Origin of the sequence: Nocardioides ungokensis (genome assembly GCF_013466985.1) — a bacterium.
Classification (GTDB): Bacteria; Actinomycetota; Actinomycetes; order Propionibacteriales; family Nocardioidaceae; genus Nocardioides; species Nocardioides ungokensis.
In genome coordinates, this window is the sequence record NZ_CP059164.1 from 678,714 (window position 1) to 699,947 (window position 21,234).

Below are 21,234 nucleotides of genomic sequence, written 5' to 3' on the forward strand. Positions count from 1 at the left end.
TCGATCGCGCCGGGCTCAGCCGAGTGCGGCGGCTGCCGCTGCGAGCTGCTCGACCCGGGCCCAGTCGCCGGCGACGAGGGCGTCCTTGGGGGTGAGCCACGAGCCGCCCACGCAGCCGACGTTCGGCAGGGCGAGGTACGCCGCGGCGCTGGTCGCGGTGATCCCGCCGGTCGGGCAGAACCGAGCGGCCGGGACCGGCGAGGCCACCGAGGCGAGGAACGCCGCCCCGCCGGAGGCCTCGGCCGGGAAGAACTTCATCTCGGTCCAGCCGGCCTCGAGGACGGCCAGCACCTCCGACACGGTGGCCGTGCCGGGCAGGAAGGGCAGCCCGGTCTCGGCCATCCCGGCGAGCAGCGCGGGGGTGGCGCCGGGGGAGACCAGGAACTGTGCCCCCGCGTCGCGGGCCTCCTTGGCCTGGCCCGGGGTGAGCACGGTGCCGGCGCCCACCAGGATCTCGGGCACCTCGTCGGCGATCGCCCGGATCGCGTCGAGCGCGACCGGCGTGCGCAGCGTCAGCTCGATGACCGGCAGGCCGCCGGCGACCAGCGCGCGGGCGACCGGGACGGCCTGGGCCAGGTCGTCGACGACGACGACGGGCACGACCGGGACCCGGTCGAGGAGACCGGGGGTGGCGTCAGACGGTGACAACGGAGACCTCCTGCGGCGGGACGGGGACGCCCGGGAAGACGCTGGCGCCGGTGTCGGCGGAGCCCACGGTGGCCCGGAAGGCGGCGAACAGCTCGCGGCCGGTGCCGGTCCACTCCGGCCCCTGCGGGGCGCGTCCGGTGTCGGGGCGGGCGGCCAGCTCGGCCCGGTCGACGTGCAGGTCGAGGGTGCCGCCGACGGCGTCGACGGTGATCCCGTCGCCGTCCTGCACCCGCGAGAGCGGGCCACCCAGGGCGGCCTCGGGGGTGACGTGGATGGCGGCCGGGACCTTGCCCGACGCCCCGGACATCCGGCCGTCGGTGACGATCGCGACCTTCTGGCCCCGGTCCTGCAGCACGCCCAGCGCGGGGGTGAGCTTGTGCAGCTCGGGCATCCCGTTGGCGGCCGGGCCCTGGTAGCGGATCACCGCGACGAAGTCGCGGCCGTCGAGCGCACCCTCGCCGAAGGCGGCGAGGAAGTCGTGCTGGTCGTCGAAGACGATGGCCGGCGCGCTGACGACCCGGTGCTCGGCCTTGACCGCCGAGGTCTTGATGACGGCACGGCCCAGCGGGCCGGTCAGCAGCTTGAGACCCCCGTCGGGGGCGAACGGGTCCTCGGCCGGACGCAGGACGTCGAGGTCGAGGGAGGCCTTGGGCCCCTCCTCCCAGCTGATCTCGTCCCCGCGCAGGCGCGGCTCGGTGGTGTAGCGCCACAGGCCGTGCCCGGCGACGGTGCGGACGTCGTCGTGCAGCAGCCCGGCGCGCAGCAGCGTGTGCACCAGGAAGCCGATCCCGCCGGCGGCCTGGAAGTGGTTCACGTCCGCCTCGCCGTTGGGGTAGATCTTCGCCAGGCTCGGCACCACGGCCGAGAGGTCGGAGAGGTCGTCCCAGGTGAGGGTGATGCCGGCCGCGCGGGCGATCGCGACCAGGTGCAGCGTGTGGTTGGTCGACCCGCCGCTGGCCAGCAGCGCGACGCACGCGTTGACGATGGCCTTCTCGTCGACGATCTCCCCGATCGGGGTGTTCTCGCCGCCCTGGCGGGTCAGCTCGGTGACCCGGGTGCCGGCGGCGCGGGTCAGCGCCTCGCGCAGCGGCGTCCCCGGGTTCACGAAGGACGACCCGGGCAGGTGCAGCCCGAGCACCTCCATGATCAGCTGGTTGGAGTTGGCGGTGCCGTAGAACGTGCACGTGCCCGCCGAGTGGTACGACGCGGCCTCGGCCTCGAGCAGCTCCTCGCGGCCGACCTTGCCCTCGGCGTACAGCTGGCGGACCTTCGCCTTCTCGCCGTTCGGCAGCCCCGACTCCATCGGCCCCGCGGGCACGAAGACGGTCGGCAGGTGGCCGAAGGACAGCGCCCCGATCAGCAGGCCGGGCACGATCTTGTCGCAGACGCCCAGCATCAGCGCGCCGTCGAACATGTCGTGGGAGAGGGCGATCGCGGTCGACATCGCGATCACGTCGCGGCTGTAGAGCGAGAGCTGCATGCCGTCGCGGCCCTGGGTGATGCCGTCGCACATCGCGGGGACGCCGCCGGCGAACTGGGCGATGCCGCCGGCCCGGATCACGGCCTTCTTCAGCGCGGCCGGGTAGGTCTCGAACGGCTGGTGTGCCGACAGCATGTCGTTGTAGGCCGAGACGATCGCGACGTTCGGCTTGGTGCGGCCGCGCAGCGCCTGCTTGCCCAGCTCGTCCGCGGCCGCGAAGCCGTGGGCGAGGTTGGCGCAGGCGAGCCGGCCCCGGGCGGGACCGCGGTCGCCGACGGCCCGGATGCGCTCGAGGTACGCCGAACGACCGGCCGCGCTGCGCTCGACGATGCGCGCGGTCACGTCGACGACGACGGGGTGGAGGGGACTGTGGGACGAGGTGGTCACTGGTCGGACTCCTGCCAGGAACGGCCCTCACGCTCGAGGAGCGTGGTGGCGGCGATGGGCCCGCTCGTGCCGGCCGGGTAGCGCAGCGGTGGTCGGGCGACGTTGCCCAGCGGGTGAGGATCGGCTCCACCCACGTCCATGCCGCCTCGACCTCGTCGCGGCGCATGAACAGGGTGGGGTTGCCCTTGATGACGTCCATCAGCAGACGCTCGTAGGCATCGGGGAGGCGCTGCTCGAACGCCGTGGCGTAGCTGAGGTCCAGCGACACCGGCCGCAGCCGGATCCCGCCGGGGCCCGGCTCCTTGGCGGTCAGGTGCAGGCGCATCCCCTCGTCGGGCTGCACCTGGATGTGCAGCCGGTTGGGCTCGGTGGTGCCCTCGCTGTGGGGGAACATGTGGTGGGGCGGTGCCTTGAAGACCACGACGATCTCGGAGGCCCGGCGGTCCATCCGCTTGCCGGTGCGCAGGTAGAACGGCACGCCCGCCCAGCGCCAGTTCTGCACCTCGGTGCGCATCGCGACGAACGTCTCGGTCCGGCTGCCCGAGCCCTGGAGGTCGGTCGCGGCCAGGTCGTCGACGTACGACGACACGGCCTCGCCGTCGACCAGTCCGGCCGTGTAGCGGCCCCGGACGGTGTCGCGGTCGACGTCGACGGGTGTCATCGGCTTGAGGGCCTGCAGCACCTTGAGCTTCTCGTCGCGGACGGTCTCGCGTCCCACGTGCGAGGGCGGCTCCATGGCCACCAGGCACAGCAGCTGGAGCAGGTGGTTCTGGACCATGTCGCGCATCGCGCCGGCCTGGTCGTAGTAGCCGCCGCGCTCGCCGACGCCGAGGGACTCGGCGACGGTGATCTGCACGTGGTCGACCCACCGGGAGTTCCACAGCGGCTCGAGGAAGGCGTTGGCGAAGCGCGTGACCAGCAGGTTCTGCACGCTCTCCTTGCCGAGGTAGTGGTCGATGCGGAAGATCTGCGACTCCGCGAAGACGCGGCCGACCGCGTCGTTGACCGCCTGGGCGGAGGCGAGGTCGTGCCCGATCGGCTTCTCCAGCACGACCCGGGCGCGCTCGTCGACGACGCCGATCTCGTCGAGGCGTCGGCTGATGTCGCCGAAGAGCGACGGCGCGACGGCGAGGTAGAAGACGCGCACGGTCTCCTCCGCGCGGGGCCGCTCCTTGAGGAGGGCGTGGAAGCGGTGCCAGTCGTCGGGCCGCTGGGCGTCGAGCATGAGGTGGCGCAGCCGGCCGAGGAAGCGGTCCACCGTGACGGCGTCGAGGTCGTCGGCCGCGACGAACGCGGTCAGGGCGTTGCGGACCTCGGCCCGCCAGCCGTCGTCGTCGAGGTCGGAGCGCGAGATGCCCAGGATCCGGGTGTCGTCGGGCAGCTGGCCCTCGAGGTCGCGGTGGTAGAGCGCCGGCAGGAGCTTGCGCAGCGCCAGGTCTCCCGTCCCGCCGAAGACGGTGAAGTCACACGAGGCCGGGACCGTGTGGGAGGTGGCGTTCTGGTCCATGCGGACAACCGTAGGGAGAAGTTTGGATCGATACAAGCATGACTAAGGTATTTTCGAGATCAAAGTGATGAACGTACGGTGTCGGTGAGGAGGGTCATGAACGAGACGCTGCGCGAGTCGGCCGCTCCGGCCACCGCCGGACAGCTGCTGGAGCTGGTCCGCACCGGCCGGGCCAGCACCCGCTCGGACCTCCGGCGGCTCACCGGCCTGTCCCGGACTGCGGTCGTCAGCCGGGTCTCCACCCTCACCTCCGCCGGCCTGGTGCTGCTGGGGGAGGAGCTCGCCTCCACCGGGGGCCGGCCCCCCGGTGCCCTGGTCTTCAACAAGGACGCCGGGGTCGTGGCCGCCGTCGCCATCGGACGCTCCCGCAGCCAGCTGGGGGTCTTCGACCTCGAGGGCACCGAGCTGGCGGCCGACTCCGCCGACCACCGGGTCGGCGTCGGGCCCGACGAGCTCATGCCGCGGGTCGCCGAGCGGCTGGCCGGGCTGCTCGAGGACGTGGAGGCCCCGGTGGCGGGGTTCGGGCTGAGCCTGCCCGGCACCGTCGACGCCCTGCGCGGGCTGAGCATCGACTCCCCGGTGATGGCGGGGTGGAACGGCGTGGAGCTCGCGCCGTACCTCTCCGGGCTGGCCGACGCCCCGCTGTTCGTGGGCAACGACTGCGACGTGCTGGCGCGCTCGGAGCTGCTCGGGCGACCTGGCGCGCTCCGCGACGCCCTGGTGGTGAAGGCCTCGACCGGCCTGGGCCTGGGCATCGTCGCCGAGGGTCGGGTGCTCTCCGGCCACCGCGGCGCGGCCGGCGAGATCGGGCACACCTGGATCGAGGCGGCCGACGGCCTCCCCTGCCGTTGCGGCCGGACCGGCTGCCTGGAGGCGGTGGCCGGCGGCTGGGCCCTGGTGGGCCGGCTCGAGGAGTCCGGGGGGCACCGGGTCGGGCACGTGCGCGACCTGGTCGCGCTCGCCCTCCGCGGCGACGCCGAGGCGCGAGGGCTGCTGCGCGAGAGCGGGCGCCGGCTCGGTGAGCTGCTGGCGGTGGCGATCAACCTGCTCAACCCGGCGACGGTCGTGGTCGGCGGCGACATGGCCGCGGCGTTCGACGTGTACGCCGGCGGGATCCGCGAGAGCGTCTACACCCGGGCGGGGGCGCTCGCGACTCGTGACCTGCAGATCGTGCCCGCGACCCACGGCGACCGGGCCGGGCTGGTGGGCTGCGCGGCCCTGGCCCTCGACCACGTCCTGTCACCCGCAGCCGTCGACGCCCGGCTGATGACGCACGCCCCTCCGGTGCCCGCCGACTCCCTGCGGTGAGGTGCTGCGCGGTCGAGGTGCTGCCCTGAGGTGCCGCGCGCTGTCATAGGTTGAGTCGCATGACCCGCGTGCATGCATTCGGTGACGACGCCCTCGGTGACCTCGACACGGTGGGGCTGGTGGCCCGGATCCAGTCGGGTGCGGTGTCCGTGCCCGAGGTCGTGGAGGCGGCGATCGCCCGCGCGGAGCGGGTGGACCCGGTGCTCAACGCGATCGCCTACCCGGCCTTCGACCGGGCCCGCGCGGAGGCCCGCAGCCCCCGCGGTGGCTTCTTCGCGGGCGTGCCGACCTTCGTCAAGGACAACGTCGACGTCGCGGGCATGCCGACCCAGCAGGGCACCGACGCCTACACCTCCGCCCCGCGGCCCCGACGGCGACTTCGCCCGGATGTTCCTGGCCACCGGCCTGGTGCCGCTGGGCAAGACCCAGCTCTCGGAGTTCGGCTTCAGCCCGGCCGCGGAGCATCCCCGCCTCGGCCCGGTGCGCTCCCCGTGGGACCCGGACCACTCCGCCGGCGCCTCGTCCGCGGGGTCGGCCGCCCTCGTCGCGGCCGGCGCCGTACCCCTCGCACACGCGAACGACGGCGGCGGCTCGATCCGCATCCCCGCGTCGGTCAACGGCCTGGTCGGGCTCAAGCCGACCCGGGACCGGCTGGCGCAGGACAAGCTGCTGCGCGACATGCCGGTCCGGATCGTCTCCGACGGGGTCGTCACCCGGTCGGTGCGCGACACCGCGGCGTTCTACCGCGAGGCCGAGAAGGTCTACCGGGCACTCCACCTCCCGCCCGTCGGCGACATCACCCGCCCGGGGCGGGCCCGGCTGCGGGTCGCCGTCGTGACCGAGGGGGTGGGGGCCGAGGCCTCCCCGGAGGTCGCGGACCTCACCCTGAAGACGGCCCGGCTGCTCGAGGAGCTCGGCCACCGCGTCACGCCGACGACCGCGCCGGTCCCGGAGTCCTTCCCCGACGACTTCCTCCTCTACTGGTCGTTGCTCGCGTGGGCGATCGTGCGCACCGGCCGGCGCCGCCACGGCCGCGACTGGGACCCCGACAAGCTGGACAACCTGACCCTCGGCCTGGCCCGGCACGCCCGGCGCCACCTGCACCGGATGCCGCTCGCCATCGCCCGGCTGAAGCGCTCGCGCCACCTCACCGGGGCGTTCTACGGCTCCTACGACGTCGTGCTCACGCCCACGCTGGCGACCCAGACCCCGCGGGTGGGCCACCTCGACCCGACCCAGGACCACGACACGATCATGGAGCGGATGCTCGAGTGGGTGGCCTTCACGCCGCTGCAGAACGCCACCGGCGAGCCCGCCGTCTCCCTGCCGCTGGCGACCACGGCGGCCGGACTGCCCCAGGGCATGATGTTCGGCGCCGCCGCGGGCCGGGAGGCCACGCTGCTCGAGCTGGCCTACGAGCTCGAGGAGGCCCGGCCCTGGGCGCGGATCCAGGACTAGGGTCGGCGCAGGTGGGCCCGAGTGGGCGACCTACCGAGGCGCCACCAGCAGCGCCTGGGAGGTGCGCGCCACCAGCCCGGCCTGGTCCGACACCGCGGAGGTGGCGAGACCGACGGCTCCCGGGCCCAGGGTCGTCTCGGCGTCGAGGCAGACCCACTCGCCGACCGGTGGCCTCAGCACGTGCACGGTGAGCTCGGTGTTGAGGAACGCCCACCGGCGCACGTCGAGCGCGGCGCTCACACCCGAGGCCGAGTCCGCGCAGGCGAGCAGCCGCTGGACCGGCGAGACGTCCTCGCCCTCGACCAGCGCTGGTGGACGCATCCACACGACGCCGGGACCGGGCGTCTCGACCGAGCCGGAGATCCAGCGCCACTCGACCGCGTCGAGGTAGCCGCCGTGCCAGGCGGTGGGCCGCTCGTGGGGCACCCCGTCGGCAGGCCCGTGCTGTGGCGGCTTGGGCTGCTCGGGTCCCTCGTCGGACGCCGGGAACAGCCACGCGGTCGCCGTGGCGACGACCCTGCCCCGGGCGACGTCGTACAGCTCGGACCCGACCAGCTGCACCGAGCGACCGGGCCGCAGCACGGTGGCGGAGGTCGTCAGTGGACCGACCGGCACCGGGCCGTGCAGCTCCATCGTGAACCGGGCGATCGTGGCGTCGGAGAGCCGCTCCAGCGCGCGGGCGAGCAGGGCCGGGGGGACCGCCGTGCTGGGCGTCCGGGGTCCACGGACCGGCCGTCGAGGGCATCGACTCGAAGGTCTCCCGACCGTCCCGGGAGGTGTCGATCAGGCGGTAGAAACAGGGGTGCTGAGCCGATTTTTCGATCACGTGTCTCCCTGTGTATTGTTCTCGCTCGTTGCCCCTTTAGCTCAGTCGGCAGAGCGTCTCCATGGTAAGGAGAAGGTCTACGGTTCGATTCCGTAAAGGGGCTCTGGGTGTGGGTTGCGAGGGCCAGTATTCTGGCCCGAGTGCCCTGTCCCGGTGGCGGGGTAGCTCAGGTGGTTAGAGCACACGGCTCATAATCGTGGTGTCGCGGGTTCGAGTCCCGCCCCCGCTACTCAGTTCGACCCAAAGACCAGCAACAAAAGGACTTCCCGTGGCCAGCAAGAGCTCCGATGTTCGCCCCAAGATCACGCTCGCGTGCGTGGACTGCAAGGAGCGCAACTACATCACCAAGAAGAACCGCCGCAACGACCCCGACCGGCTCGAGCTGGCCAAGTTCTGCCCGCGTTGCCGCAAGCACACCGCGCACCGCGAGACCCGCTGAGCGCGCACGCACCAGTCCTCACGTCGACCCGCCCGAAGTCATCGGGCGGGTCAACGTCTATTTTGGGGCCCATGCCAGTCGACCAGTCGCTCGTCGGTCGGGAGTTCCCGCCGACCAGCCCGTACACCGTCTCCGAGGACAAGGTCCGCGCCTTCGTCGCCGCCACGGGCGGTGAGTACGCCGGCGGCCCGGTGCCCGCGACGTTCCCGATCGTGCTGGCCTTCGACGCGATGAACGCCTTCCTCGAGGCCGAGTCGATCGACCTCTTCCGGATCGTCCACGGCGAGCAGAAGTTCCACTACGAGCGCCCCGTCGTCCCCGGCGACGAGCTCACCGCGACGCTGACGGTGGCGAGCCTGCGCCAGATCGGCGGCAACGACATCATCGGCACCGCCAGCCAGATCACCGACGCCGGCGGCGCGCTGGTGTGCACCACCACCGCGACCCTGGTCCACCGCGCGGGGGAGGAGGGCGCATGAGCGCCGAACCCACGAGTCTTGGCACCCAGGTCTTCACCATCACCCGGGCCGACCTCGTCGCCTATGCCGAGGCCAGCGGCGACCACAACCCCATCCACCAGGACGAGACGGTCGCCCGCAGCGTCGGCCTGCCGGGCGTGATCGCCCACGGCATGTACACGATGGCGCTGGCCGCCCGCGCGGTCTCGACGTGGTTCCCCGGCGCCGAGGTGGTCAGCTTCGGCTGCAAGTTCACCAACCCGGTCGTCGTGCCCGCCGAGGGCGGCGTCGACATCGAGGTGGCCGGCGAGGCCAAGCCCGGCGACGACGGGCTGACCACCGTGGCGCTGACCGTCACCTGTGGCGGCCAGAAGGTGCTCGGCATGCCCAAGGCAGTCGTGCGTGCCTGAGCTGCTCCGCGACCACACCACCCTCCGCCTCGGCGGTCCCGCGCGCGAGCTCGTCACCGCCACGACCACCGACCAGCTCGTCGACGCCGTACGCCGGGCCGACGAGGCCGGCGTCCCGGTCCTGGTCCTGGGCGGCGGGAGCAACCTCGTGGTCTCCGACGAGGGCTTCGACGGCACGGTGGTGAGGGTGGCCACCCGCGGCATCCGCCCCGACGTCGAGGACGCCGACGGGCAGGGCACCTGCGGCGGGGTCCTGGCCACCGTGGAGGCCGGCGAGACGTGGGACGACCTCGTGGCGCGCGCCGTCGCCTCCCAGTGGGTCGGGGTCGAGGCGCTCTCCGGCATCCCGGGCTCCGTCGGCGCCACCCCCATCCAGAACGTGGGGGCCTACGGCCAGGAGGTCTCCCAGACGATCGCCTCCGTGCGCGTCTGGGACCGCGTCCTCAAGGGCGTGCGCACCTTCGCCAACGCCGACTGCGGCTTCGGCTACCGGCACAGCCGCTTCAAGGCAGACCGGCTGGATCCGTGGGGAGGCCGGCACGTGGTGCTCGAGGTGACCTTCCAGTTCCGCCAGGGCAGCCTGGGCGCCCCGGTCGCCTACGCCGAGCTGGCCCGCACGCTGGGGGTCGAGCCCGGGGGACGGGCCCCGCTGGGCGAGGTCCGCGAGGCCGTCCTGGGGCTGCGCCGGGGCAAGGGCATGGTGCTCGACGCCGCCGACCACGACACCTGGAGCGCCGGGTCGTTCTTCACGAACCCGGTCGTGGCGCCCGAAGCCGTGCCGGAGGGTGCCCCCGCGTGGCCGCAACCGGACGGCCGCGTCAAGACCAGCGCCGCCTGGCTGATCGAGCACGCCGGCTTCGGCAAGGGCCACGGGAACGCCCTGGCGAGCCTGTCGACCAAGCACACGCTCGCCCTGACCAACCGGGGCGACGCGAGCGCCGGCGACCTGCTGGCGCTGGCCCGCGAGGTGCGCGACGGCGTGGAGGGTCGCTTCGGCATCCGGCTCGTCAACGAGCCGGTGCTGGTCGGCTGCGAGCTCTAGGGCGTCGCTCCCTAGCGGACCGGGCTGACGCCACTGGTCGTGCTCGAGGAGCTGACGGCGAGCCCCAGGATGAGCACGAGCAGGCCGAGCAGGCCGAGCACCAGCAGCACGGTGCCGATGATGCCCATGATCCGCCCGGCGTTGGCCTGGTCGCGACCGCCGTACATGCCGGGGTTGGCGTCGATCTCGCGCACCGCCTTGGCGCCGATCCGCCAGGCGAACGGCGAGAGCACCAGCGTGATGCCGCCGCAGAACATGATGCCGGCCAGGCCGATCAGGCTCAGCACCAGCGACGTCGTCGCCGACGGGTGGTTGGCCGCGGCCGGCGCCCCGTAGCCGTAGGGCGGCTGCCCGTACGGCGCCTGGCCGTAGGGCTGTTGGCCGTACGGCGCCTGGCCGTAGGGCTGCTGGCCGTAGGTGGGCGGCTGCTGGCCGTAGGGCGGCTGACCCTGGGAGGGCGGCTCCTGGCCGTAGGGGTTCTGGCCGTACGACGGCGGCTGCTGCCCGGGAGCGCCGTACGGGTTCTGCTGCTGCTGGCCGTAGGGCTGGTGGGTCGGCGGGAGCGAGGAGTCGCCCTGCCCGGTGGGCTCGTTGCCCGGGTACTCGCCGGGGGCGGGCTGCTGGCCGGAGTCGTCGGAGCTGCTCATGGGGCCATCCTGTCAGGCTCGGCGGCCAGCCACCGGTCGATGTCGGCGATCAGTGCGCGCTTGACGTCGTCGGGGGCGCGGGAGCCGCGGACCGACATCCGCCCGAGCTCGGCGAGCTCGGCGTCGTCGAGGCCGTGGGCGGCACGCATCGTGGCGTACTGGCCGGCCAGTCGCGACCCGAACAGCAGCGGGTCGTCGGCCCCCAGCGCGACCGTCGCCCCGGCGGCCATCAGCGAGGGCAGCGGCACGGAGGTGAGGTCGGAGTAGACGCCCAGCGCCACGTTGGACACCGGGCACACCTCCAGCACCACCCCGGCCTCGACGATCCGGTCCAGCAGGGCCGGGTCCTCCACCGAGCGCACCCCGTGTCCCAGGCGGTCGGCGTGCAGCGAGTCCAGGCACAGCCGGATGTTCTGCGGCCCGACCAGCTCGCCGCCGTGCGGCACCAGCGCCAGGCCGGCCCGCTCGGCGATCGCGAAGGCGGCGGCGAAGTCGGCGGTGCTGCCGCGCCGCTCGTCGTTGGACAGGCCGAACCCGACCACGCCCCGGCCGGCGTACTGCCCCGCGAGCCGGGCCAGGGTCCGGGCGTCCAGGGGGTGCCGGGTGCGGTTGGCCGCGATCACCACGGCCATCCCGAGACCGGTGTCGCGCGAGGCCTCACGGACCGCGTCGAGGACCAGGTCGGTGAAGGCCGTGATCCCGCCGAACCTGGCGCCGTAGCCGCTCGGGTCGACCTGGATCTCCAGCCACCGGCCCCCGTCGCGCACGTCGTCCTCGGCGGCCTCCCGGACCAGGCGACGCACGTCGTCCGGGGTGCGCAGCACCGAGCGCGCGACGTCGTAGAGCCGCTGGAAGCGGAACCAGCCCTTCTCGTCGGCCGCCGACAGCTCGGGCGGCCACTCGGACACCAGCGAGTCGGGCAGCACGATGCCGTCCCGCTCGGCGAGCTCGAGCAGCGTCTCGTGCCGCATGGAGCCGGTGAAGTGCAGGTGCAGGTGCGCCTTGGGCAGCGTCAGGAGGTCACGCCGCCCGTCACCTGCCGCCGAGCTCCCCCTGGTCGAGCTCCCCGTGGTCGAGCTCCGGCCGGCCGGGCGCACGCCTCGCTCGGTGGTCCCCCCGGTCGCGGCCACTCAGGCGAAGAGCTTCTGGAGCCGCGTGACTCCCTCGACCAGGTCGTCGTCCCCGAGCGCGTAGGAGAGCCGCAGGTAGCCGGGCGACCCGAAGGCCTCGCCGGGCACCACCGCGACCTCGGCCCGGTCCAGGATGTACTCGGCGAGCGCGGTCGAGGTGTCGATGACCTTCCCGTCGTACTCCTTGCCGAGCAGCCCCTTGACGGAGGGGTAGGCGTAGAACGCGCCGTGCGGGGTCGGGCAGACGACGCCGTCGATCTCGTTGAGCATCTGCACGATGGTCTTGCGGCGGCGGTCGAAGGCCACCTTCATCTCCTCCACCGCGGTCAGGTCGCCGCTCACGGCGGCGATCGCGGCGCGCTGGGCGACGTTGGAGACGTTGGACGTCGCGTGCGACTGCAGGTTGGTGGCGGCCTTGACCAGGTCCACCGGCCCGATCATCCAGCCGACCCGCCACCCGGTCATGGCGTAGGTCTTGGCGACGCCGTTGACCACGACGCAGTTGTCGGCGAGGAAGGGGCACAGGACCGGCATCGAGCCGGTGTCGACGCCGTCGTAGACGAGGTGCTCGTAGATCTCGTCGGTCAGCACCCACAGGTCGTGGTCCTCGACCCACTGGCCGATGGCCCGGATCTCCTGGGAGGTGTAGACGGCGCCGGTCGGGTTGGACGGCGAGACGAAGAGCAGCACCTTGGTGCGCTCGGTCCGGGCGGCCTCGAGCTGCTCGACGGTGACCTTGTAGTCCTGGGTCTCGTCGGCGAGCACCTCCACCGCGACGCCGCCGGCGAGCTGGATCGACTCCGGGTAGGTCGTCCAGTACGGCGCCGGCACGATCACCTCGTCGCCCGGGTCCAGCATCGCGGCGAAGGCCGAGTAGATGGCCTGCTTGCCGCCGTTGGTGACCAGGACCTGGGCGGGCTCGATCTCGAGGCCGCTGTCGCGCCGGGTCTTCTCGGCGATCGCCTTCTTCAGCTCCGGCAGCCCGCCCGCGGGGGTGTAGCGGTGGTTCTTCGGGTCGCGGCACGCTTCGACAGCGGCCTCGACGACGTACGACGGGGTCGGGAAGTCCGGTTCGCCGGCGCCGAACCCGATGACCGGGCGGCCCTCGGCCTTGAGCGCCTTGGCCTTGGCGTCCACCTTGAGCGTCGCGGACTCGGCGATGGAGCCGATCCGCTGCGAGACGCGGCGGTCGCGAGGAGTACCGGGCTGGGGAGGCGAGGTGGCGGTCATGGCACCATCGTAGAGGCGGGGTTCCGCGACGGCGGGGCGGGTTTCACGGCCCGACGACGGCGGCGACGCACCGTGGTGGGGGTCGGTTTGGACTCGACCTCGGTGTTGCCCGTAGACTCCCCGTTTGGTGGTTTCCCACATGCTCCGGCCTGCCCGGAACAGGGTGCCATCGGAGGGCACTAGCTCAACTGGCAGAGCATCGGTCTCCAAAACCGAAGGTTGGGGGTTCAAGTCCCTCGTGCCCTGCAGATCGTTGATCAGCAGGACAGCAACACAGATGCAGAGCAACAGCTGGGACAGCTGGTCGATGACCAGGTGGTCGAACTAGGAGAGGTGACACGCGTGTCGGACAGCAAGGCCGTCCGCGGTTCTCGAGAGCGCAAGTCCGAGCAGCGCACGAGCATCCCCACGTTCTACCGGCAGGTCGTCGCCGAGCTGCGCAAGGTGGTCTACCCGACCCAGGAGCAGCTGGTCACCTACTTCCTGGTGGTCATGGTGTTCGTCATCTTCATGATGGCGCTCGTCGCGGTCGAGGACCTGGCCTTCGGCAAGCTCATCTTCACGGTCTTCGGCGGGAACTCCAGCAGTGACCCACGCGGGCGGCCCGTCCGCCCGCCCACGTCCGGCCCCCGGCCGGGCGCCGCAATGACGTAGATCGAAACAGACATCGAAGTGACGGAGCATCACGTGTCGGAGCAGTACGACTCGGTCGAGACCGAGGAGACCGAGGCCACGGGCGCCCCCGAGGCCGACGCGTCGGCCGAGGAGACCCTCGACGCCGCCGCAGAGGTCGAGGCCACCGCTGACACCGAGGACGTCGCCGACGAGGACAGCGAGTCGTCGGACGTCGACGTCGCGTCGGACGAGACCCCCCAGGATGACGACCCGCTCGAGGCCTTCCGCCGCGAGCTGTGGGCCAAGCCCGGCGACTGGTTCGTCGTGCACACCTACTCCGGCATGGAGAACCGGGTGAAGTCGAACCTGGAGAACCGCATCATCTCCCTGAACATGGAGGACTACATCCACGAGATCGTGGTCCCCACCGAGGAGGTCGCGGAGATCAAGAACGGCCAGCGCAAGATGGTCAAGCGCACCGTTCTCCCCGGTTACGTGCTGGTCCGCATGGACCTGACCGACGAGTCCTGGGCCGCGGTCCGGCACACCCCGTCGGTCACCGGCTTCGTCGGCCACAGCCACCAGCCGGTGCCGCTGAGCATGACCGAGGTCGAGAACATGCTGGCGCCCGCCGTCGTGGCCCGCGCCGAGGCCGAGGCGGTCGCCGCCGGCACCCCGGCCGCCGCGTCCGGCACCCAGGCCAAGAAGCCGATCGAGGTCGCCGACTTCGACGTCTCCGACTCGGTCATGGTCGTCGACGGTCCGTTCGCCACACTCCACGCGACGATCACCGAGATCAACGCCGAGTCCCAGAGGGTCAAGGCCCTCGTCGAGATCTTCGGCCGGGAGACTCCGGTCGAGCTGAGCTTCAGCCAGATCCAGAAGGTCTGACCGCTCAGCGAAGCAACACCCAGGTGGCAGAGCGAGGGTCGGAGTACCGGCCTCGAGCTCGACAAGACCACGACGTACAACACAAAGGATCCTGAACAACAATGCCTCCCAAGAAGAAGATCGCCGCGCTGGTCAAGGTGCAGCTCCAGGCCGGTGCCGCGACGCCGGCCCCGCCGGTCGGTACCGCTCTCGGTCCGCACGGCGTGAACATCATGGAGTTCTGCAAGGCGTACAACGCCCAGACGGAGTCCATGCGCGGCAACGTGATCCCGGTCGAGATCACCATCTACGAGGACCGGTCGTTCACGTTCGTCACCAAGACCCCGCCGGCCGCGGAGCTGATCAAGAAGGCTGCTGGCCTCAAGAAGGGTTCGGGCGTCCCGCACAAGGAGAAGGTCGGCAAGCTGACCAAGGACCAGATCCGCGAGATCGCCACGACGAAGCTCCCCGACCTCAACGCGAACGACATCGACGCCGCGATGAAGATCGTCGAGGGCACCGCCCGCTCCATGGGCGTCACCACCGACTGACCTCCGGCGCCTAGCCAACACCCCGTGGCAGGGCCGCGCTGGCCCACCGAAGACCACACTTCGTAGAAACGAGAACACCATGCAGCGCAGCAAGACCTACCGCGCGGCGGCCGAGCAGTTCGACAAGGACGAGCTCTACCCCGCTGACCGCGATCAAGATCGCGAAGACCGCGAGCAAGAAGAAGTTCGACGAGACCGTGGACGTCGTGATGCGTCTCGGCGTCGACCCCCGCAAGGCCGACCAGATGGTGCGCGGCACCGTCAACCTCCCGCACGGCACCGGCAAGACCGCCCGCGTCCTGGTCTTCGCGAACGCCGAGAAGGCCGAGGCCGCTCGTGAGGCCGGCGCCGACGTCGTCGGCGGTGACGAGCTCATCGAGAAGGTCAGCGGTGGCTGGCTGGACTTCGACGCCGTCGTGGCGACCCCCGACATGATGGGCAAGGTCGGCCGCCTCGGCCGCGTGCTCGGCCCCCGCGGCCTCATGCCGAACCCGAAGACCGGCACCGTGACGCCGGACGTGGCCAAGGCCGTGACCGACATCAAGGGCGGCAAGATCGAGTTCCGCGTCGACCGCCACGCCAACCTGCACTTCATCATCGGCAAGGCCTCCTTCTCCGAGGCCCAGCTCGCGGAGAACTACGCCGCGGCGCTCGAGGAGGTGCTGCGGCTCAAGCCGGCCAGCTCCAAGGGCCGCTACCTGCGTAAGGTCACCGTCTCCACGACCATGGGCCCCGGCGTCCAGGTCGACCCCAACCGCATCAAGAACGTCGCGTCCGAGGACGAGGCGTCTGCCTGACGAAGCTCCGGTCGCACTCGCGACCGCTGCTGCAGGGCCGGTCACCCCACAGGGGTGGCCGGCCCTTCGGCTTGCGAGGGGATTCGGTCACTCGGTGAAGACCCGCTCGTCGACGAGCTGCTCGTCGACGCGGCGCCCCTCCGCCACGAACCGGCCCTGGTCGAAGCGCTTCTGGAACTCCAGCTCCACCCCGTCGCGACCGAAGCGGTTCTTCTCGACCGAGAGCACGACCCAGTTGCGGAACCGCTCGGCGTTGCCGAGGTTGTAGGTCAGGTGGTGGCGGGCCACGATGTCGTACTTGTCGTTGAGGATCAGGACCAGGTCCGCCTCGTAGGCGAGCGCGGAGGAGCCACGCAGGTGGTTGATCCGCATGCGCGTGCCGCCCCGGGTGGCGAGCTTGTCCGCGGCGACGATCGCCAGCACCGGGACGGAGGTGTCGATGGCGAGGTCCTTGAGCCCCTCGACCACGGTCGTGGTGCGTTCTGCCTCCTCGCCCGGGCCGCCGGGCACGAGCACCTTCTGCAGGTAGTCGACGATCACCATCGGGGAGAGGCCGGTGAGGCGGTGCGTGGTGTCCACGACGTTGCGGATCTCGGCGAGGTCGGTCGCGGTGCCGGTGGAGCGGTGCACGTAGAGCAGGTCGGCGTACTTGCGGACCCGGGCGAGCGCCTCGTTGCCGGCGCTCACCGCCTCGAGCCGTTCCTCGATGGTTCCGGACCCAGCGGCGTCGAAGGACTCGCGGATCGTGGTGAGCCGCGCCCGGTCGGTGTCGTCGAGCTCGCCGGCCTCGAGGGCGACGAGCTTCTCGATGAGGTCCTCGGGCTCGTGCTCGTAGGAGAAGTAGATGACGGGTCGCCCCTCGCGGACCACGTTGCGAGCCAGCTGGAGGGCGAAGGTGGTCTTGCCGAGGCCCTGCGGGCCGGCCAGCAGGCACAGCCCGCCGGAGCGGAGGCCGCCGCCGATCACGGGGTCGAGACCACCGAAGCCGGTGCGCCACACGCGCTCGGCGGCATGGCGGCCGGTGCCGCAGCCGTTCCGCGGTCCGGTCCAGCACGGTCGAGACGGTGTTGAGCTTGTCGTCCATGCTCACAGTGGAGCAGCAGCGGCTCCACGGCGTTCCCGGAAGTCCCCAACGCGGTGGCTCCCATCCCCAGAGTTGGGTACGAGCCCGGCCAGGGCCGCTCCGATTTGGTGCCCCGCCTCCTGACCCGTAGTCTTCCTACTCGAAACCAGAGACCGCCGGTTGTCGTGCCGCATCAGCAGCGCGACCGAAGGCTCCGCGTGATGCGGACGGCCCGCGCAGGTGACAGAGCAAGGACTTCCGTCCGACCAACGCCCTGAGCACCCGCGCTCGGGGCGTTCGTGTTTCCCGGGTGTTCGACGCGGTGGTCTCCCAGTCCGGAAGGAGACCCATGGCGCGGGCAGATAGGCAAGCGGCCGTTGCGGAGATCGTTGACTCGTTCAACGGTGCCGCCGGTGCTGTGCTGACCGAGTACCGCGGTCTCACCGTGAAGCAGCTGCAGGACTTGCGGCGCTCTCTCGGTGCGAACGCCAACTACGCCGTGGTCAAGAACACGCTGGCCAAGATCGCCGCCACCGAGGTGGGCATCGAAGGCTTCGACGACCTCCTCACCGGCCCGACCGCGATCGCCTTCATCCAGGGCGACGTCGTCGAGGCGGCGAAGGGTCTGCGTGACTTTGCCAAGGCCAACCCCACCCTTGTCATCAAGGGCGGCGTCCTGGACGGCAAGCCCCTCGACGCGAGCGAGGTGGCCAAGCTGGCCGACCTCGAGTCGCGCGAGGTGCTGATGGGCAAGCTGGCCGGCGCGATGCTCGCGTCGCTCAGCCAGGCCGTCTACCTGCTCAACGCCCCCCTCGCCCAGGCTGCCCGGCTCGCCGGCGCGCTGCAGGCGAAGGCCGAGCAGGACCCCTCGATCCTCGCAGGTGGTGCCGGTGCTCCGGCCGCCGCCGAGGAGGCTCCGGCCGCAGCTGACGCTGAGGCCGAGGTCCCCGCTGACGAGACCGCCACGGCGGCCTCCGACGAGGGCGAAGCAACCGAGGCCTGAGCACCCGCTCGGACCGACGTACCCACCACCTGAAACCCGGCCGGGCCCGCTGAGGCGGAGCACGGCCACCGAACGGAAGGAAACGCCATCATGGCGAAGCTCACCACCGACGAGCTGCTCGACGCGTTCAAGGAGATGACCCTCATTGAGCTGAGCGAGTTCGTGAAGCAGTTCGAGGACACCTTCGGCGTCACCGCTGCTGCCCCCGTTGCCGTTGCCGCTGCTCCCGCCGCCGGCGGTGCCGCTGGTGGCGCCGAGGAGGCCGCTGAGCAGGACGAGTTCGACGTCGTCCTCGAGTCGGCCGGCGACAAGAAGATCAACGTCATCAAGGAGGTGCGCGCTCTCACCTCCCTCGGTCTCAAGGAGGCCAAGGACCTGGTGGAGTCCGCCCCCAAGGCGATCCTCGAGAAGGTCGACAAGGCTGCTGCCGACAAGGCCAAGGAGGCGCTCGAGGGCGCCGGCGCCACCGTCAGCGTCAAGTGACTGCGTAACGCATCCCCGGACAGGGGCGACCACTGCACGGTGGTCGCCCCTGTTCTGCATTTTCCGCTCTGCATTTTCTGCAAAAGGCCTAGACCTCGGGTTTGCGCCGAAGTGACGCAGGGCACTAGGTGCCGGGGAGGTTCCAGCGCGTGGTCACGCGGAGACGAAGCGGCAAGAACTGCGTAACCTCCCCGCCTGATCGCCGTTGTTACTGACCAGTGGGCCCACGCGGGCGACCTCCCGCGTGCCCACCGGGGGGCCGGCGACAGGGTGCTGACGAGAGGGAGAGAGCGCGGCCATGGGTGTGGAGATCAAGGTCGAGGACCTGAGCAAGTCCTTCGGCAAGCAGCTCATCTGGGGTGACGTGACCCTCACCGTCCCCGCGGGCGAGATCTGCGTCATGCTCGGTCCCTCCGGCACCGGCAAGTCGGTCTTCCTCAAGACGCTGATCGGCCTGCTCAAGCCCGACAAGGGCTCCATCGTCATCGAGGGCACCGACATCGCCAGCTGCAGCGAGCGGGATCTCTACGAGATCCGCAAGCTGTTCGGGGTCCTCTTCCAGGACGGCGCCATGTTCGGCTCGATGAACCTCTACGACAACGTCGCGTTCCCGCTGCGGGAGCACACCAAGAAGTCCGAGTCCGAGGTCCGCGACATCGTCATGGAGAAGATGGACCTCGTCGGCCTGATCGGCGCCGAGGACAAGCTGCCGGGCGAGATCTCCGGCGGCATGCGCAAGCGCGCCGGCCTGGCGCGCGCCCTGGTGCTCGACCCCGAGATCGTGCTCTTCGACGAGCCCGACTCCGGCCTCGACCCGGTGCGCACGTCGTTCCTCAACCAGCTCATCGTCGACCTGAACGCGCAGATCGACGCGACGTTCCTGATCGTCACCCACGACATCAACACCGCCCGCACCGTGCCGGACAACATCGGACTGCTCTACCACCGGCACCTCGCGATGTTCGGCCCCCGCGAGATGCTGCTCAGCTCCGAGGAGCCGGTCGTGCGCCAGTTCCTCAACGCCCAGCGCGTCGGCCCGATCGGGATGTCCGAGGAGAAGGACGCCGACGAGCTCGCGGCCGAGGCGGACCAGGAGCTGCCGCCGCTGCCGCCGATCCCGATGCAGCTCGAGCCCTCCAACGGCATCCCCCGCCGCAGCCAGCGGGAGCCGGGGGAGTGGTGCCGCGAGAACGGCATCACGCCGCCGCCGGGATCTTTCGACCAGAACATGACGATGACGACGGGGGCCTAGGACAACCGTGGCCACTCTGACCTCCAGCCGGGCACTCGCCCCGATCGGGACCGCAGGCAAGCTGTTCGCCTTCGGTCTCGACGTCGGGCGCGGGCTCTTCCGCCGGCCCTTCCAGATGCGCGAGTTCATCCAGCAGGCCTGGTTCATCGCGTCGGTGACGATCATCCCCACCGCGCTGGTCGCCATCCCGTTCGGCGCGGTGATCGCGCTGCAGGTCGGCGGCCTGATCAAGCAGTTCGGCGCCCAGTCCTTCACCGGATCCGCGGCCGTGCTCGCCGTGGTCCGCGAGGCGGGGCCGATCGCGACCTCGCTGCTGATCGCCGGCGCCGGCGGCTCCGCGATCGCCGCCGACCTCGGCGCCCGCAAGATCCGCGAGGAGCTCGACGCGATGATGGTGCTGGGCATCGACCCCATCCAGCGCCTCGTGGTGCCCCGGGTGCTGGCCTGCATGCTCGTCGCCGTCTTCCTCAACGGACTGGTGAGCGTCGTCGGCGTGGCCGGCGGCTACGTCTTCAACGTGGTGCTGCAGGACGGCACGCCAGGTGCCTACCTCGCCAGCTTCACGGCCCTGGCCCAGCTCCCAGACCTCTGGCAGGGCATGGCCAAGGCACTGGTGTTCGGCCTGATCGCCGCGATCGTGGCGTCGTACAAGGGCATGAACGCCAACGGGGGACCGAAGGGTGTGGGCGACGCGGTCAACGAGTCCGTCGTCATCACCTTCATGTTGTTGTTCGTCGTCAACTTCGTGATGAGCGCGATCTACTTCCAGCTCGTCCCCCCGAAGACGGGTTAGTCGCATGGCCAGCATCAAGGCGGTCTACACCAAGCCGCTCAGGACCCTCGACAGCCTCGGTGAAGAACTTGCGTTCTACATCCGGGCGCTCCTGTGGACCCCCCGCACGATCCGCCGCTACAAGAAGGAGATCCTGCGCATCCTGGCCGAGGTCACCCTCGGCTCGGGCGCGCTCGCGGTCATCGGCGGCACGGTCGGCGTCATCACCGCCATGTGCTTCTTCACCGGCACGGAGGTCGGCCTGCAGGGGTACGCCGCGCTCAACCAGATCGGCACCGCGGCCTTCTCCGGCTTCGTCTCCGCCTACTTCAACACCCGCGAGATCGCTCCGCTGGTCGCCGCGATCGCCCTGGCCGCCACCGTCGGCTGCGGCTTCACCGCCCAGCTCGGCGCGATGCGGATCTCCGAGGAGGTGGACGCGCTCGAGGTGATGGCGATCCCGTCGCTGCCCTTCCTCGTGACGACCCGGATCATCGGCGGGCTGATCGCGATCATCCCGCTCTACGTCGTGGGACTGCTCTCGTCGTACTTCGCGACCCGGCTGACCGTGACCAAGTTCTTCGGCCAGAGCACCGGCACCTACGACCACTACTTCAACCAGTTCCTGCCCCCGGGTGACGTGCTGTGGTCCTTCGGCAAGGTGCTGGTCTTCGCGGTGACGGTGATCCTCATCCACTGCTACCACGGCTACACCGCCTCGGGCGGTCCCGCGGGCGTGGGCGTGGCCGTCGGCCGCGCCGTGCGGACGAGCATCGTCGCCATCAACGTGATGGACCTGTTCCTCTCGATGGCCATCTGGGGCACCACCACGACCGTGCGGCTGGCGGGGTGAGGTGG

22 protein-coding genes, 3 tRNA genes and 3 pseudogenes are annotated in these 21,234 nt (G+C 71.1%); 19 read left to right on the forward strand and 9 right to left on the reverse strand.

Translation table 11 applies throughout. From position 1 onward, the window contains the following. Nucleotides 1–15: 15 nt before the first annotated feature. The 4 genes and pseudogenes from eda to zwf all read right to left on the reverse strand — a co-directional run. Complete coding sequence (gene eda, locus H0S67_RS03405; RefSeq protein WP_180935446.1) at nucleotides 16–648, reverse strand: bifunctional 4-hydroxy-2-oxoglutarate aldolase/2-dehydro-3-deoxy-phosphogluconate aldolase; 633 nt, start codon at nucleotides 646–648, stop codon at nucleotides 16–18. Then, a complete protein-coding gene (gene edd, locus H0S67_RS03410) occupies nucleotides 635–2,515 on the reverse strand; it encodes a phosphogluconate dehydratase (protein WP_180935447.1) in 1,881 nt (626 codons plus the stop codon). Before edd ends, eda begins: the two co-directional genes overlap by 14 nt. Next, entirely contained in the window at nucleotides 2,512–2,655 is a 144-nt protein-coding gene (locus H0S67_RS23085) for a hypothetical protein (RefSeq protein WP_219635457.1), read from the reverse strand. The genes edd and H0S67_RS23085 overlap by 4 nt, the downstream gene beginning before the upstream one ends. Before the next feature lie 8 nt (nucleotides 2,656–2,663). Beyond that, nucleotides 2,664–4,022: pseudogene (gene zwf, locus H0S67_RS27780) on the reverse strand (glucose-6-phosphate dehydrogenase); the annotation flags it as partial. A gap of 96 nt (nucleotides 4,023–4,118) precedes the next feature. Between zwf and H0S67_RS03420 the strand changes: the two are divergent. From H0S67_RS03420 to H0S67_RS03425, 3 genes and pseudogenes are all read left to right on the forward strand, one after another. Then, nucleotides 4,119–5,330 carry an ROK family protein gene (locus tag H0S67_RS03420; protein ID WP_180935448.1) on the forward strand — a complete coding sequence of 404 codons (1,212 nt, stop codon included), beginning with the start codon at nucleotides 4,119–4,121 and terminating at the stop codon, nucleotides 5,328–5,330. Between the two features lie 59 nt (nucleotides 5,331–5,389). Next, nucleotides 5,390–5,632, forward strand: a pseudogene (locus tag H0S67_RS26400) (amidase); the annotation flags it as partial. 85 nt (nucleotides 5,633–5,717) lie between these two features. After that, a complete protein-coding gene (locus H0S67_RS03425; protein ID WP_281368949.1) occupies nucleotides 5,718–6,788 on the forward strand; it encodes an amidase in 1,071 nt (356 codons plus the stop codon). Between the two features lie 30 nt (nucleotides 6,789–6,818). Here the strand turns inward: H0S67_RS03425 and H0S67_RS03430 are convergent, their stop codons facing one another. After that, a complete protein-coding gene (locus H0S67_RS03430) occupies nucleotides 6,819–7,475 on the reverse strand; it encodes a thioesterase family protein (RefSeq protein ID WP_219635667.1) in 657 nt (218 codons plus the stop codon). A gap of 169 nt (nucleotides 7,476–7,644) precedes the next feature. Here H0S67_RS03430 and H0S67_RS03435 point away from each other — a divergent pair. The 6 genes from H0S67_RS03435 (at nucleotide 7,645) to H0S67_RS03460 (ending at nucleotide 9,963) form a co-directional block, all read left to right on the forward strand. Then, nucleotides 7,645–7,717, forward strand: a tRNA-Thr gene (locus tag H0S67_RS03435). A 52-nt stretch (nucleotides 7,718–7,769) separates the two neighbouring features. After that, nucleotides 7,770–7,843, forward strand: a tRNA-Met gene (locus tag H0S67_RS03440). Nucleotides 7,844–7,882: 39 nt separating this feature from the next. After that, on the forward strand, nucleotides 7,883–8,053 hold the full coding sequence (gene rpmG, locus H0S67_RS03445) for a 50S ribosomal protein L33 (protein WP_121804265.1): 171 nt from the start codon (nucleotides 7,883–7,885) through the stop codon (nucleotides 8,051–8,053). A 71-nt stretch (nucleotides 8,054–8,124) separates the two neighbouring features. Beyond that, nucleotides 8,125–8,532: an FAS1-like dehydratase domain-containing protein gene (locus H0S67_RS03450; RefSeq protein ID WP_180935449.1), complete on the forward strand. Its 408-nt coding sequence runs from the start codon at nucleotides 8,125–8,127 to the stop codon at nucleotides 8,530–8,532. After that, a complete protein-coding gene (locus H0S67_RS03455) occupies nucleotides 8,529–8,921 on the forward strand; it encodes a MaoC/PaaZ C-terminal domain-containing protein (protein ID WP_180935450.1) in 393 nt (130 codons plus the stop codon). The genes H0S67_RS03450 and H0S67_RS03455 overlap by 4 nt, the downstream gene beginning before the upstream one ends. Next, nucleotides 8,914–9,963, forward strand: a complete 1,050-nt coding sequence (locus tag H0S67_RS03460; RefSeq protein ID WP_180935451.1) for a UDP-N-acetylmuramate dehydrogenase — start codon at nucleotides 8,914–8,916, stop codon at nucleotides 9,961–9,963. The genes H0S67_RS03455 and H0S67_RS03460 overlap by 8 nt, the downstream gene beginning before the upstream one ends. An 11-nt stretch (nucleotides 9,964–9,974) precedes the next feature. Here the strand turns inward: H0S67_RS03460 and H0S67_RS03465 are convergent, their stop codons facing one another. From H0S67_RS03465 to H0S67_RS03475, 3 genes are all read right to left on the reverse strand, one after another. Then, nucleotides 9,975–10,610, reverse strand: coding sequence for a DUF4190 domain-containing protein (locus H0S67_RS03465; protein ID WP_180935452.1), 636 nt, complete (start codon nucleotides 10,608–10,610; stop codon nucleotides 9,975–9,977). After that, nucleotides 10,607–11,626 (reverse strand): adenosine deaminase, encoded by a 1,020-nt coding sequence (locus H0S67_RS03470; RefSeq protein WP_219635668.1) that lies wholly within the window; start codon nucleotides 11,624–11,626, stop codon nucleotides 10,607–10,609. The genes H0S67_RS03465 and H0S67_RS03470 overlap by 4 nt, the downstream gene beginning before the upstream one ends. A 114-nt stretch (nucleotides 11,627–11,740) precedes the next feature. Beyond that, the gene (locus H0S67_RS03475; RefSeq protein ID WP_180935454.1) at nucleotides 11,741–12,970 is read right to left on the reverse strand and encodes a pyridoxal phosphate-dependent aminotransferase; all 1,230 of its coding nucleotides are present in this window, start codon (nucleotides 12,968–12,970) and stop codon (nucleotides 11,741–11,743) included. Nucleotides 12,971–13,143: 173 nt separating this feature from the next. Between H0S67_RS03475 and H0S67_RS03480 the strand changes: the two genes are divergently transcribed. From H0S67_RS03480 to rplA, 5 genes and pseudogenes are all read left to right on the forward strand, one after another. Then, nucleotides 13,144–13,216, forward strand: a tRNA-Trp gene (locus H0S67_RS03480). A gap of 96 nt (nucleotides 13,217–13,312) precedes the next feature. Further along, a complete protein-coding gene (gene secE / locus H0S67_RS03485) occupies nucleotides 13,313–13,624 on the forward strand; it encodes a preprotein translocase subunit SecE (protein ID WP_180935455.1) in 312 nt (103 codons plus the stop codon). Between the two features lie 33 nt (nucleotides 13,625–13,657). Then, nucleotides 13,658–14,476, forward strand: coding sequence for a transcription termination/antitermination protein NusG (gene nusG, locus H0S67_RS03490; RefSeq protein ID WP_246355091.1), 819 nt, complete (start codon nucleotides 13,658–13,660; stop codon nucleotides 14,474–14,476). 101 nt (nucleotides 14,477–14,577) lie between these two features. Continuing rightward, nucleotides 14,578–15,006 carry a 50S ribosomal protein L11 gene (gene rplK, locus H0S67_RS03495; protein WP_125036546.1) on the forward strand — a complete coding sequence of 143 codons (429 nt, stop codon included), beginning with the start codon at nucleotides 14,578–14,580 and terminating at the stop codon, nucleotides 15,004–15,006. 79 nt (nucleotides 15,007–15,085) lie between these two features. Beyond that, nucleotides 15,086–15,803: pseudogene (gene rplA / locus H0S67_RS03500) on the forward strand (50S ribosomal protein L1). A gap of 87 nt (nucleotides 15,804–15,890) precedes the next feature. Here the strand turns inward: rplA and H0S67_RS03505 are convergent. Continuing rightward, entirely contained in the window at nucleotides 15,891–16,802 is a 912-nt protein-coding gene (locus H0S67_RS03505) for a DnaB-like helicase C-terminal domain-containing protein (RefSeq protein WP_180935457.1), read from the reverse strand. A gap of 413 nt (nucleotides 16,803–17,215) precedes the next feature. On the opposite strand from H0S67_RS03505, the gene rplJ reads away from it, so the two are divergent. The 5 genes from rplJ to H0S67_RS03530 all read left to right on the forward strand — a co-directional run bounded on the left by rplJ (nucleotide 17,216) and on the right by H0S67_RS03530 (nucleotide 21,229). Beyond that, entirely contained in the window at nucleotides 17,216–17,869 is a 654-nt protein-coding gene (gene rplJ, locus H0S67_RS03510) for a 50S ribosomal protein L10 (protein WP_180935458.1), read from the forward strand. A 90-nt stretch (nucleotides 17,870–17,959) separates the two neighbouring features. Beyond that, entirely contained in the window at nucleotides 17,960–18,352 is a 393-nt protein-coding gene (gene rplL, locus H0S67_RS03515; protein ID WP_180935459.1) for a 50S ribosomal protein L7/L12, read from the forward strand. A 298-nt stretch (nucleotides 18,353–18,650) separates the two neighbouring features. After that, on the forward strand, nucleotides 18,651–19,604 hold the full coding sequence (locus tag H0S67_RS03520) for an ABC transporter ATP-binding protein (protein ID WP_180935460.1): 954 nt from the start codon (nucleotides 18,651–18,653) through the stop codon (nucleotides 19,602–19,604). Nucleotides 19,605–19,611: 7 nt separating this feature from the next. Continuing rightward, a complete protein-coding gene (locus H0S67_RS03525; RefSeq protein WP_180935461.1) occupies nucleotides 19,612–20,397 on the forward strand; it encodes an MlaE family ABC transporter permease in 786 nt (261 codons plus the stop codon). 4 nt (nucleotides 20,398–20,401) lie between these two features. Next, nucleotides 20,402–21,229: an MlaE family ABC transporter permease gene (locus H0S67_RS03530; RefSeq protein ID WP_180935462.1), complete on the forward strand. Its 828-nt coding sequence runs from the start codon at nucleotides 20,402–20,404 to the stop codon at nucleotides 21,227–21,229. The last annotated feature ends 5 nt before the right edge of the window (nucleotides 21,230–21,234 follow it).